Below are 12,672 nucleotides of genomic sequence, written 5' to 3'. Positions count from 1 at the left end.
CATGGGTTCATTGGTTGATCAATGGGGCGGGCCGATGAAGGCTTCGGCCCAGACCACCGCCTATGCGGCGGCAGACCGCTTCAGCCAGGAACTATCATCCTGGTCGCCCTCGCTGCGGGGGCCTGATTCCGAATGGCTGCCGGAGCGCGATACCGTCACCGCGCGCGTCCACGACATCGCGCGCAACAATGGCTGGGCCAGCGGTGCCCTGCAACGGTACATCGACCAAGCGATCGGCGCGGAATTCCGCCTCCTCTACCGTCCCGACGCGGCAGCATTGGGAGTTTCGCCGGAATGGGCGCGGGATTTCGCCCGTGAGGTGGAACATCGCTTCCGTCTTTGGGCAGAGGACCCGCGTTTCCCCGTCGATGCGGGGCGGCGGCTGACCCTCTCGGCCTTGCTGGGATTGTTGTTCCGGCATCGCTTGGCTGACGGCGAAGCCCTGGCCGTGGCCCATTGGCTGCCGCGCCCTGATTCGTCTTATGCCACCGCAATCCAGGTGATCGACCCAGACCGACTTTCGACACCTGCAGGCATGATCGACGGGCCTGTTCTGCGCGGCGGGATCGAGATGGACGGCTTCGGTGCGCCTTTGGCTTTCCATATCCGGGGCGCCCATCCTGGTGATGCCTATGCGGGCGCGGAAGAGGTGATGCGCTGGCAGCGAATCCCCCGTTCTACTCCATGGGGGCGGATGCGCGTGCTGCATTTCTTCGAGCCGGAACGGGCTGGACAGACGCGAGGCAAGTCCCTGCTGGCCCCGGTGCTGGAAAAACTGAAGATGGAAGACCGCTACGGTCGGATCGAGCTTCAGGCCGCCCTGGTTAACGCCATCTTCGCTGCGTTCATCGAAAGCCCCTTTGATCAGGGCTTGATGGAGGATTTGCTGGCCAAGGAAGGCAGGCCAAACCCTACGGCGGCTGATCATCTGAACGTTTATCAGCGCGAGCGCGGACATTTTCACAAAAAGCGAAACCCGACGCTGGACGGGGTTCAAATCCACAGCCTGTTCCCCGGCGAAAAGTTCAACTTCGCCGCCGCGACCAGGCCCAACCAAGCCTTCGCCGAATTCGAGCGATCGGTGTTGCGCTATATCGCCGCCGGTATCGGCCAGAGCTACGAGCAGCTCGCCCAGGATTGGAGCCAGACCAACTATTCCTCGGCCCGCGCGGCCCTGCTGGAAAGCTGGAAGTTCCTGGTTGCCCGTCGGCAGCATTTCGCCGCCGCCGTGGCGCGCCCGATTTTCGCGCTCTGGCTGGAAGAGGAGTTCGACCGGGGCGAGATCGACCTGCCCCGGAACGCGCCGGGCTTCTGGGAAGCATTCCCGGCCTGGACGCGCTGCCGCTGGATTGGACCTGGGCGAGGCTGGGTGGATCCGGTCAAGGAAGCCGATGCCGCTGGAAAGCGCATGGATTACCAGCTTTCGACACAGATGGACGAATGCGCCGAGCAGGGCCGGGATTTCGAGGAGGTCCTGGAGCAGCAATCCTATGAACGGGCTCTCAGGGCCAGCTACGGCCTGCCCGAGCCCACTTCGCCGGGTGTGACCGAGGATATGGGGAATACTGATCCGGACGAAGAAGACGAGGAAGGCGCCCCGACGCGCCAGGGGCGGGATGTCGGCTCTCGCCTGACAAATTATGAGACGCGCATGGCCGATCTTCAGCGCCGCGCGCTCGCCAGACCCAGGAGTATGTAACCATGGCTTTCGATTATCCCCGCCTCCTTGGGCGATTGGTCAATCGGCCGCTGCTGGTGACGCCGGAGAAGGCGCAGATCCTGCTGGGCGTGGTTGCCCCGCGTGCAAAGATGCATGGCGTCCTGGTGCGAGAGGACAACGAGCCGGTGATGCTGTCCGATCTGTCGGCCAATGCGCTGACCGGGGACCGCCGCGAGCGCAAAATCTACCGCATGGTCGAGAGCGTGGCAGTCATTCCCGTAGAAGGGAGCCTCGTTCACAAGTTGGGCACGTTGGATCCATATTCAGGGATGACCGGCTATGACGGCATCGCCACCAAGCTCAACATGGCGGCGTCCGACCCCGATGTCCGGGCGATCCTGCTGGATGTGGACAGCCCCGGCGGCGAGGTGTCGGGCTGCTTCGACCTGGCCGATCAGGTTCATCGGGTCCGGGCGTCCAAGCCGGTCTGGGCGGTGGCGACGGAATCGGCCTATTCGGCGGCATTCGCCCTGGCCAGCCAAGCCGAGCGGGTTTTTGTGCCGCGTACTGGCGGGCTGGGCTCTGTCGGCGTCGTCTGCATGCATGCCGATTTCTCCAGAGCATTGGAAGAAGCTGGCGTGACGGTCACCCTGATCCATGCCGGCGCCCATAAAGTGGATGGCAATCCCTATGCCCCGCTGCCGGATGAAGTGCGTGACCGTGTGAAGGCGGATTGCGAGGCGGTGCGGGTGTTGTTCGCCGACACCGTGGCGCGCGGACGCGGCCTGGATACCAAAGCCGTGCTGTCGACCGAGGCCCGCTGTCTCAATGCCGGCGAATCGGTCGAGGCGGGCTTCGCCACCGACATCGGAACCTATGAGCAGGCCATGACGGCGCTGCTTGATCACCTGGCCGGCCCAGGCCGGACCACAGGCGCGGCAGCCGCCGCGCGCAAAACAGCCAAAGGAAAGAAGACTACCATGGCCAAGCGAGCGAAGGCGGCGAACCGCGCTGCCGAAGACCAGACCGAGGACAAGGAAAACGCCGAGGTCGAGGAAGACGAAGACCCCGAAGCTGAAACTGACGAGCAGGAAGAAGAGGCCGAAAGCGAAGAAGACGAAAAGGATGCCGTGGCCAAGGCCGTGGCCAAGGACCGTAAGCGGACTGCCTCGATCATGGGGCTGGCGGAAGCCAAGGGGCGCGAAGCCTTGGCCGGGGAACTGGCTGCCAGCGGGCTGTCGGTCGATCAGGCCCGCCGCGCTTTGAAAGCGGCGCCCAAGGGCGGCGGCCTGGCCGGTGCCATGGCCGGCCTGGGAAATGTCGAGTTGGGCCATGGCGGTGCCGAGGCCCGTGGCAATGGCTGGGGCGCGGCAGCACAGCGTGTTTTCGGCTCCAAGAAGTAAGGATCTGATCAATGGGCACTCTTACCGAACCTCGTCATGCCGGCGGATATCTCGTCTCCGAAGCCAACGGCAGCCGCTCGCGCGAATCCGTCATCTTCGCTGCAGGTCATGCCGTTCCCGCTGGGGCCGTCCTGGGCCGTGTGACGGCTACCGGCAAGTATGTGCCGGTCAGCCCGGCTGCCGAGGACGGCTCGGAGAAGGCGGCGGGCATCTCTCATGCCGCCGTTGATGCCACCGATGCCGACGCCCCCGGCGTGATCACCGCGCGGGACGCGGAAGTCAATGCCGCCGAGCTGGAATGGCCCACCGGCACCACCACACAGCAGATCGCCGATGCCCTGGCCGAATTGGCCGAGGCAGGCATCATCGCCCGCTAAGGAGGCCCGCCCTATGGCGACCCTGGATATTTTCCGCCAAGATGCTTTCTCGATGATCTCGATGACCGAGGCCGTCGAGAAAGCCCCCTACAAGCCCGGTTTTCTGGGCTCCATCCCCGATTTGATCGTGCCCAAGCCGGTTCGCACCGAATCGGTGGCCATTGAAGAGCGCGAAGGCGTTCTGTCGGTGATCCAGACCAGCGAACGCGGGGCACCTTTGGCCCAGCGTGGTACTGAGCGCCGCAAGGTTCGGGATTTCCGTACGGTGCGCATCGCCAAGGGCGACCGGCTGACTGCCAGCGAATTGCAGAATATTCGCGCTTTCGGCAGCGAAAGCGAATTCATGCAGGTCCAGGACGAGGTGATGCGCCGCCTTGGCGGTCCCACCGGCCTGCGAGCCGAAGTCGAGCTGACCCATGAACACATGCGCCTGGGCATGGTCCAGGGCAAGATGCTCGATGCCGATGGCTCGGTGATCTATGACTGGTTCCAGGAATTTGGGATTCCCGAGCCCGCCGAGATCGATTTCGACCTCGACAATGCCAGCCCCGAACCGGGTGTGGTGCGCAAGAAATGCACCCAGGTGGTCCGTGCGGTGATGCGCGGCCTGGGCGGCGTGGTGGCCCCGGGTTTCCAGATCATCGCCCTTTGCGGCGATGCCTTCTGGGATGACCTGACGGCGCATTCCGAAGTCCGGGAAACCTACCTGAACCAGCAGGAAGCCGCTGATCTGCGCCAGGGCAATGCTTTTGGCGTGCTGAATTACGGCGGGATCACCTTCATCAACTATCGCGGCACCGACGATAATTCGAAGGTGGCGGTGGGCGCGGACAAATGCCGCTTCTTTCCTTCGGTCCCTGGCGTTTTCGAGATGGCGATGGCCCCGGCTGAGACCTTCGATTTCGTCAATACCCCCGGCCAATCGGTCTATTCCATGATCGTCTGGGACAAGGACCGCAATGCCTGGGTGGATATCGAGGTCTATTCCTACCCGCTGTTCATCTGCAAGAGGCCCGCTGCCCTCCAGCGCGCCAAGCGCACCTGATCGACGGTCACAACGTGATGCGAAAAGGCGGTCTTCGGACCGCCTTTCGCGTTTTTATGGGAGGGGCCGATGTCGCAGCGGATGATCGACCGGCTGTTTGCCAGCAAGAATCTGGCTGAGGACGCCGTTTACACCCCCCTCGACGGCGAGGGGTGTCCGGTACGGGTAATCCGCAAGCGGCCAGCTGCGGACGATCCGATGTTGTCCGTGGGGGTGCGGATGTCGGCGGCACAGCAGGAAGCGGCTGCGCGGTTCGACGTCCGTGTTTCCGAAGTTGCGAGGCCGCGCCGCGGTGACCGGATCATCCAGAATGGGCGGTCGTGGCCGGTCATCGGCACGCCTGTCCTGGATGATTTGGGGCTTGTCTGGACGGTCGATGTGGGAGTGCCCGTCGATGCCTGATCCTGTGCCATGCCGCGAACAGATCCTGACGGCTGTCGTGGACGCTTGCCAGCGGGCCGCCAGCGATGTCCCCGGTCTTGTGGTCGAGCGGGAGCGTGATCAGCCCGTAGTATCGGATGAGATGCCGCGTGTTGTCGTGTTCGAGGGGGCGGAAGACAGTTTCGCCGATTTCACCGGCGAGGACGGCTTTATCCTGGATGTGGATCTGGAAATCTATGTGACGGCGTGCAGTCAGGCGGCGGCCCTGCAGAAGGCCGGATTGCTGCGCGCGGCGCTGATACGCCGGGTGATCCCCGATCTTGCGGGCGGGCTTGCCCGAAACTGCACGTTGTCGCCTGAGCCCGCGCCGCAGCGTGGGAGCTGGGACAGCGCCGCCCCTGTCGCCGGCATCGTACTGTCATTCAAGGTCGAGTACGCGACCGCCGAGAACGATCCTTTCACCTTTGCTTGAAGGAGGCCCCTATGGCCAAGCCCCGCAGGACCGGCGCAGTGCCGGTCCAGCGCCTGCGCGCGCCCGTGATGGGTGGGTCGCGCAGCCTTGAACAGGCCGAAGCGATGGCGCGGAATGCGGCGCCTGCGGCCATATCCGAAACCGCGCCGGGCAAACCGGCTGAAACCGAGGCGCCCGCAGCGGCGGCCGGACAGGAGTAAGCAACGATGTCCTATCGTACCGTAAACCAGCAGTTCGCCGCCAAGATCGAGGCGGAATCGGGCATCGAGGAAGAGATCGATCCGGTCGCCGATGCCGTGAAGGTGCGTTCGCCTATCCAGTTCACGGCGGATTTCGAGCGTATCGAAACCGATTATGTCACCGGATCTCTTTCGCGTTCGGAAAGCGAAACCGGCGGCGGCGGCGGATCGACTCAGCCCAGCGTGTTTCTGCGCGGTTCGGGCGAGCCCGGCGTGCCGCCGGATTATGGCAAGCTGATCCGTGCTTGCGGTTTCTCGGAAACCATTACGGCTTCTGCCATCACCGGCACGGCGGTGGCGGCCGAAGCCAAGTCGATCACCTTGGCCGCTGCCGCCTCGGAGGTGGATGACATCTATGTCGGCATGCCGGTCCTGCTGGTCGGCGGCGCCGGGCAGGGCCAAATTCGCGTGATTGCCGCCTATGACGGCGCGAGCAAGACGGCCACCGTCAACGCGCCGTGGGAGGTCACGCCCGATGCCACCACCGAATACGAGATCCCGGCCAATGTGTTGTATCGCCCGGTCAGCGCGGGGACCGAAACCATCACCATTCATACTTGGCAGCACCACAACACCGCCGGCCAGCCAAGCCGCCGGCGCCGCTTGATGGGTGCTGCGGGGACCTTCAGCCTTACCGGCGCCCCGCGCAGCCTAGTCGAGATGGCCTTCCAGATTCGCGGCATCCTGCCCGCGAAACCCGATGATGTGCCGAAGCCGGGGGCGCCCAACTATGACGCGGGCATGCCCCGGGCCGTGATGAGCGCCGCAAGCTGGCTTGGGGACAGGCCCTTCAAGTGGAGCGAATACAGCTTCGATCTGGGGGCGACGGTCGACCAGGGGGACGATCCGGCGGCGGAGTTCGGCTACGATATCGCCGAGGTGATGGACCGCGCCGCATCGGGCCGTATCACGGCGGCCATGACGCTGGCCAGCACGCGCGATGCTTTCGCCGACTGGCTGGATGGTAAGCCGAGCAGCCTGTGGCTGGCCTGGGGCAAGACCCCCGGCGAGCGATCCTCCATCTGGCATCCACGCTTCCGCTATACCGGCAACGAGCAAAGCGATGTGCGCGGCAAGGCGGCCGAGCAGATGCCCTTCGAATCCCGCGCCGCCGATGCGGAAATCTTCATCTGCCTGTTCTGAGGTGCCCTGATGGCGAAGTATCTGGATCCCAAACAGCCTGTATCCCTGGTGCCGATGGGCGAGGAAGCGAAGCCCGAGCAGGAGCGGCGGACCTATCTGCTGCGCGTGCCGGGCCTGTCGGACCGGGCTGCCCTGCAACGGGCCGTGCGCCTTGCCGGCGGGCGGCAGCATCCGCCCCTTGCCATGCTGGCCGCCTTGCGCCGGGGGATGGAAGAAATCTATGGCGATCCGCGCGACGAAAGCGAAGCGGCGGCCAAGTCGAACCTGCTGGCCTTGATCGATGCCGATGAGGAGGCCCTGCGCGTGGTCTGGGAAACGGCGAAGGACCAGAGCGAGGATGGGCGGGCTGCTTTCGTCGAGGCGCTGGCAGCGTTGAGCCGGGCTGAAGCCGAATTGTTGCCTCTGTCTAACATGATCGAGCAGGCTTACCGGCCCTATGCCGAGATGCGGGCCGATAACGAGGCGTATAACGGCATCTATTCCATCGAGGCGGCCCGCTTGCTGCTGGATGGCTGGGAAAACGGCCCGGCTGAATTCCGGCGAGGCCGAACCGGCGTGCCCGATGATTTGCTGGCGCGGATCCCGGAGATGCATCTGCTTCAGATCGGCGCCAAGGTCCAGGAAATGCTTCGCGTGTCGGATACCGAAGCAAAAAACTCCGTCTCGCCGTCGGTTACCTGATCCGGCGGCGGGATTTCGAGGGAGAAGAGGCGGCAACGCCGGAATCGCCCCTGGAGGGCGATCATTGGGAACTGCCCGAGATCGGCTGGCCGGAGCTGCGGGTCCATCCTCTTCATCTGCTGGATGAGGAGGATATGATCCTGCTGCAGCTCTATCAGGCTTATCGCGGCGGCGCTGGCGGCCCGGGGCATCTGCCCTTTGCCGGTGGACTGGCCGACCAGCCCGCCTGTGTGATCGAGGCCTTCGGCATCATGTCGGCGGCCGAGGTGGCGCTGAAGGAAAAGCGGAATGGTCAAGATCAGAGCCAGCACGCCTGATATCCGGGCTTATGCCGAGAGCCTGGGCCGCGAAGGCGCGGTTGCCGTGACGGCGGGCGTCGAGGCGGCGGTGAAGGGCATGCAGCTGGATCTGCGACAGCAGGTTCTGAGGGCGGGATTTGCCGATACCGTTGCCAACATGATCGGCGCGGAGGCTTATCCCAAGAGGGGCAAGGCCTCTTTTCGGGCCTCGGGCACGATCTTCGCGCGCGGCGAAAGCGCCGACGATATCTTGAGTTCGATCTCCGAGGGCGTGAGGATCAGCGGTCAGGGGCGGTATCTGGCGATTCCCACCGGCTACAACAAAGCCGGTGGGCGGCGCCGGAGCCGGACGGGGCCTTTGATCACGCCCCAGCAGATGTCGGAAATGCGGAAAATGACCTTCGTGCGGCCCGGCACCAACGGCACGTTGGTGTGGTTCCTGCGCGTCACCCACGCCCAGGAGATGCGCCGGGGCAAAGTGCAAAGCTTGGCTTTTGCTGGCGGCCGGTATCTGGTCGGCAGTGGACGGCGCAAGCGGACTGCCGCCATCCTGGAGGCCGGAGCCGTGCCGATGTTCATCCTGGTCCCCCAGGTGCGGATGAAAAGGGCGATGGACGTGGATGCAACAATGCGGCGCTGGGCGGAGCGAATGCCCGCCCTGATCGAGCGAGCCTTGCCGAAGGAGGATTAGGCGGCGCCCGGCGGTTGCTTGGCCTCGAATTCATGCCCACAGAAGCGGCAAACTTTTGCCGCGGCTTTGACGGTTTCGGCACAGCGGGGGCAGGTCTTTTCCTCTGTTCGGGCAACCTGATGAGTGGGTTGGGCAGGTGCCTGTCCCGGCGTCGTGGCAGGTCGAGAAATTCCGGTCAGTGACCAAGCCAGGGCGGCGACCCATCCCAAAAGGGTCCAGCCTAGGAAAATGTTTACAGCGATAACAGACCCCCAGGAAGGGTGTTTGCGCTCGATGGCGATGACAGTGGGGATGAAATAGATGATCAGCCCTAATGCCAGTGCCATAAGGAGAAAAAGAAGAGGTTCCACATCGCCTCCTAAGCCTGGAACAACCGAGAGCGGCAATCCTCAGATCGTCTTCTCTCTCTGTCAATAATCGTTACGCCACCTTTCTTGCGAGGGCAGCCCTTCAGAGCTGCCCTTTTTGATTCCTGGAGGCCTGTATGTCCCGGAAATTCACGTTCCGCCTTGATTCCGAGGGTGTTGAAGAGCTTCGCAAAGCGTTGACGGCGCTGGGGCAGGATGGGGAGAAGGCCTTCGCTTTGGTTCGCGATGCCTCGCCGCGCTTTGCCAATGCGCTGACCACGGCGGAACGGGCGGCAGATCGTGCCGGCAAGCGGATCAACCAGATGGGGCGCGAGGCAACCCCCGCCATGAAGGCCCTGCGCCAAGCTTCGGATGAGGTCACGGGATCGCTGAAATCCATGGCGGGGAGTTTGGGTGCGGTCGGGTCGGGGCTTGTCGCTCTCGGACCCGCAGGGGTGGGGGCTGCTGCCGTTATCGGTGGGGTGATGGCGGCGTTGTCCAAAGGGGTGTCGGTTGCCGAGCAATTTGAACAGGCAGGGCTAAAGACCGAGGCCATCCTGCGGGCGACCGGCTATGCCTCTGGCCATACGGCGGAAAGCATCCGCCAGATGTCGCGTGAAATCGCGCTGGGTACGCTGGCCAGTACGCAAGGCGTGGAAGCCGCTGCGCAGCGATTGATGACTTTCCGGAGCGTCGGCGCGGATGTGTTCCGCCGTACCTTAGAGGCGGCCCAGGATCTTGCTGCTGCTGGATTCGGGACGCTGGAAAGTAATGCGGTGCAGCTCGGCAAGGCGTTGGAAAATCCGACAAGGGGGTTGTCTGCCTTGTCCGAATCCGGGGTTTCCTTTACTGCCCAGCAGAAGGAAATGATCCAGTCCCTGGAGGAATCCGGGCGCGTTCTTGAGGCGCAGAAGTTGATCCTCGAAGCCGTCGAGGGGCAGGTCGGAGGTACCGGGGCGGCGGCGGGTAAAGGCCTGTCCGGGGCATTCGACACCTTGGGGCAGAGTATCGAAGAGTTTTATCAGAAGATAGGCGATGCTGGTTCTGTCCAGAGGCTGGCTGATGTTGTCAACGCTCTAGCCTTGGGGGTGCAGCAGCTTGATGCGCTACTGTTCGTCAGTCAGGAAAAGGATATCGCAGCTCGCTTGGAGGCTGCTGACCGGGCAGCGGAAGAGCAGTTGCGTCGCCTTGAGACCGTGCGCTCGAAATGGGGCACTGAAAGCCAATGGACCCAGCAAGCCGAAATGGCTTATCGCGCCGCACGGAAAGAGGCCGAAGGGCTGCGCGAGGAACTGTTGGGGATCGTTGGGGCGCGCAACCAAGCCGAAGAAGCGGCCCGACGTGCCGGTGAGGAGGTCCAGCGCCGGATAGCCGAAGAAAAGCGGCTCGAAGCGGAAAGGCGTGCTGCCGAGGAAGCGGCGAAAAAGGCCGCCCAGGAGCAGGCGCGGGCCGAGGCCGAGGCTCAGCGGATCCAGGCGCATCGCGCCAGTACCATCCAGGGCATTACCGAAAGCCTGGATGCAGAACTCGAAAAGCTGGAGCTGCAGAACCGCTATTACGGCGACACGACCGGCGAACTGGAAGTGCATCTGCAATTGCTGGACATCCGGGGGAAACTGGAAAAGGCCGGCGTCGAGAATGCGGAAGCCTGGCTTGAGGTTTACGAGGGCCAGGTACGGGCGATCCACCAGGGCAACCGTGCCCATGAGCAGCGCAAGAAAACCGATGAGGAGTTGCGCAACGCTCGAAGGCAGTTGGAAGAGGAGCGCATCCGCCAATCCAATCGTGCCACGGATGAGGTGGTCGATTACGGCGCCAAGATCTTTGATGACTTTTTCTCCGGCCAGCGCCGGGGATGGGCGTCGCTGGCCGATGACATCCTGGGCATCATGCGGCGGACCTTCGCCCAGATTGCCGCAGAAGCCATCATCCGGCCTGTTATCGCCCCGGTCATGGCCGGAACCATGGGCGGCGGGATGCAGGCGGTGGGCGGCCAGATCGTCGGCGGCGGCCCGGGTATGGCGGTCGGAGGTGGTTCCGGCGGCATCGGCAGTTTGACCTCGCTGGGGTCCTCGCTCGCCGGAGGCATGCAATCGGCGATGATGTTCGACCTGGGCCAGTCGGCAGCCTTGTCGGGCCTGGGCCAGGGCCTTGGGCTTTCATCCGGGGGCTATCTGACCAATGCCGGTGTCAACGTCGCCACGGGCCTGTCCTATACCCCTTGGGGCATCGTGGGCGGCCTGGGCGCCAATCTGCTGGGGCTGGGGCACAGTAATCAGCTGGTCAACATGGCCACCGGCGGCTTGGGTTCGGTCGGCGGCGCCATCGCGGGAACCTCGCTGGCGGGCACCTTGGGCATGTCGGGCAGCGTTCTGGGGCCGATCGGGGCGATTGCCGGGGCTTTTCTGGGCACCGCTCTGGGCGGTCTATTCGGCAAGAAGGGGCCGAAACACACTGCGGCCACAACGCTTGTAGGTCTGAGCGAAGACGGCCCGCTCTCCATTACGGGGCATAATATCCAGAAAAACGGCGGTGGTGTCCGGGCTGTCACCGATGCCCTGTCCGAGGCTTATATCGAAGCTCTGAACAAAGTCAGCGACAGCCTTGGGCTGACGCTGACTGAACAAGCTGCGACGAGCTTCACTTATGTGGGCAGGTATAAAGAATATTACACTGGCGGGAAGCAGTATGAAACGGCTGAAGACGCCCTGATGGGCGCGATCAACGGCGCCATCTCCAAAGGTGGGTTCAGTTCCGACGACCCGCTTGTGGCCAAGGCGCTGGCCAACTCCAAGGCCCAAGATCTGGAGGCCCTGGCTTCGGATGTGCTGTTCGCCCAGGGGCTTGCGGAAACAATCGTAGGGCTGAACGATCTGCGGGATACCCTGTCCGGTATCGAGCGCCAGGCCAAGGCCTCGATCACCAGCATGAAGGCGCAACTGCTGGAAGAGCAGCAGAGGGCCAAGGACCTGGGGCTGTCCGCCGAATATATGGAGGCGCTGAACGGGAAATTCGAAAGCTGGCTCGGACAGATCTCGGATACAGAGGTTTTGACCGAAGCCGAAAAGGCCATCGCCGCCCTTCAAGGGCAGATTGATGGCTTGCGCGAGGTGGCCGAAGCCACCGGGGCAGCTGTGTCGGAAGCCGACTTGGCCGAAGCCCAGGCCAAGGCCCTGGCGGCCTTGCGCGACGGCTTCAACACCTCGATTGCCGACCAGATCCTTGCGCTGACCGATCCGATTGCCTTGCAACTGCGCCAACTGGAGGAGGCGCAGGCGCTGCGGCTTCGGGAGGCCGAGGCGCTAGGGGCCGATCTGGTGGAGGTGGAGCGCCTGAACGGGCTGGAGCGGCAGAAGTTGCTGGAGCAGCAGGGAAAGATGATTCAGCAGCAGGCCCAGGGCCTGAAGGACTGGCTGGACCGTCAGCTGCTGGGAGATCTTTCCTCACTCACTCTTTCCGAAAAGATCGAGGAGGCCCAGCGGCAATTCGATCAAGCCGTTTCCGCCGCCAGGGCCGGAGATGCTGCCGCTCTGGGCAGCTTGCCCCAGTTGGCGGACACACTGCTGCGCCTGGGCCGTGAAGGCTACAGCTCCAGCGTTACCTTTGCCGGATTGGAACAGTTCATCCGTTCGCAGATGGAATCCCTTCTGGGGTCGCTGCCCGGCTATGCCGTGGGTACCCTGTCGGCGGCGCCGGGCCTTGCCTGGGTCGGCGAGCGGGGTCCGGAACTGGTGAGCTTCCGGGGCGGGGAACGAGTGTTCACGGCCGCGCAATCGGCGGCCATGACCGACAACAGCGCGGTTGTGCGGGCGATTTGGGACAGCAACGCCGCCGTGGTCGCGGAGCTTGTGAATCTCCGCCGCGAGATCGTGGATATGAGGCGTGAACAGCAGCTGGCCGGGCAGCGCCAGCGAATTGCAGGAAGGGCGTGAGA

The 12,672-nt window shown here is 63.8% G+C and carries 13 protein-coding genes; 12 read left to right on the top strand and 1 reads right to left on the bottom strand.

What is annotated here, in order from left to right:
* The first annotated feature begins 1 nt into the window (after window position 1).
* The 11 genes from EPD66_RS04250 (at window position 2) to EPD66_RS04200 (ending at window position 8,391) form a co-directional block, all read left to right on the top strand.
* Complete coding sequence (locus EPD66_RS04250; protein ID WP_142847237.1) at window positions 2–1,699, top strand: phage portal protein; 1,698 nt, start codon at window positions 2–4, stop codon at window positions 1,697–1,699.
* 2 nt (window positions 1,700–1,701) lie between these two features.
* On the top strand, window positions 1,702–3,063 hold the full coding sequence (locus EPD66_RS24330) for a S49 family peptidase (protein ID WP_221930873.1): 1,362 nt from the start codon (window positions 1,702–1,704) through the stop codon (window positions 3,061–3,063).
* 11 nt (window positions 3,064–3,074) lie between these two features.
* Window positions 3,075–3,440 (top strand): head decoration protein, encoded by a 366-nt coding sequence (locus EPD66_RS04240; RefSeq protein WP_142847236.1) that lies wholly within the window; start codon window positions 3,075–3,077, stop codon window positions 3,438–3,440.
* A 13-nt stretch (window positions 3,441–3,453) separates the two neighbouring features.
* Window positions 3,454–4,485, top strand: a complete 1,032-nt coding sequence (locus EPD66_RS04235) for a major capsid protein (protein ID WP_142847235.1) — start codon at window positions 3,454–3,456, stop codon at window positions 4,483–4,485.
* Window positions 4,486–4,554: 69 nt separating this feature from the next.
* Window positions 4,555–4,887, top strand: coding sequence for a hypothetical protein (locus EPD66_RS04230; protein WP_142847234.1), 333 nt, complete (start codon window positions 4,555–4,557; stop codon window positions 4,885–4,887).
* Window positions 4,880–5,338: a hypothetical protein gene (locus tag EPD66_RS04225; protein WP_142847233.1), complete on the top strand. Its 459-nt coding sequence runs from the start codon at window positions 4,880–4,882 to the stop codon at window positions 5,336–5,338. Before EPD66_RS04230 ends, EPD66_RS04225 begins: the two co-directional genes overlap by 8 nt.
* 11 nt (window positions 5,339–5,349) lie before the next feature.
* On the top strand, window positions 5,350–5,538 hold the full coding sequence (locus EPD66_RS23975; RefSeq protein ID WP_185961248.1) for a hypothetical protein: 189 nt from the start codon (window positions 5,350–5,352) through the stop codon (window positions 5,536–5,538).
* Between the two features lie 6 nt (window positions 5,539–5,544).
* A complete protein-coding gene (locus EPD66_RS04215; RefSeq protein WP_142847232.1) occupies window positions 5,545–6,720 on the top strand; it encodes a hypothetical protein in 1,176 nt (391 codons plus the stop codon).
* 9 nt (window positions 6,721–6,729) lie between these two features.
* Window positions 6,730–7,401, top strand: a complete 672-nt coding sequence (locus EPD66_RS04210; protein WP_142847231.1) for a hypothetical protein — start codon at window positions 6,730–6,732, stop codon at window positions 7,399–7,401.
* Window positions 7,402–7,535: 134 nt separating this feature from the next.
* On the top strand, window positions 7,536–7,718 hold the full coding sequence (locus EPD66_RS04205) for a hypothetical protein (protein WP_142847230.1): 183 nt from the start codon (window positions 7,536–7,538) through the stop codon (window positions 7,716–7,718).
* Complete coding sequence (locus EPD66_RS04200; RefSeq protein ID WP_142847229.1) at window positions 7,690–8,391, top strand: DUF6441 family protein; 702 nt, start codon at window positions 7,690–7,692, stop codon at window positions 8,389–8,391. The genes EPD66_RS04205 and EPD66_RS04200 overlap by 29 nt, the downstream gene beginning before the upstream one ends.
* On the opposite strand, the gene EPD66_RS04195 is transcribed toward EPD66_RS04200, so the two are convergent.
* Window positions 8,388–8,741, bottom strand: a complete 354-nt coding sequence (locus EPD66_RS04195) for a superinfection immunity protein (RefSeq protein WP_255448362.1) — start codon at window positions 8,739–8,741, stop codon at window positions 8,388–8,390. The genes EPD66_RS04200 and EPD66_RS04195 overlap by 4 nt on opposite strands.
* A 134-nt stretch (window positions 8,742–8,875) precedes the next feature.
* On the opposite strand from EPD66_RS04195, the gene EPD66_RS23970 reads away from it, so the two are divergent.
* Window positions 8,876–12,670 carry a hypothetical protein gene (locus EPD66_RS23970; protein ID WP_185961258.1) on the top strand — a complete coding sequence of 1,265 codons (3,795 nt, stop codon included), beginning with the start codon at window positions 8,876–8,878 and terminating at the stop codon, window positions 12,668–12,670.
* Window positions 12,671–12,672: the final 2 nt, after the last annotated feature.

The organism is Telmatospirillum sp. J64-1 (assembly GCF_006980715.1).
GTDB classification, from domain to species: Bacteria; Pseudomonadota; Alphaproteobacteria; order Rhodospirillales; family Magnetospirillaceae; genus Oleiliquidispirillum; species Oleiliquidispirillum nitrogeniifigens.
The sequence above is the reverse complement of the archived record's forward strand: the minus strand, read 5'-3'. Positions and strand labels throughout refer to the sequence as shown.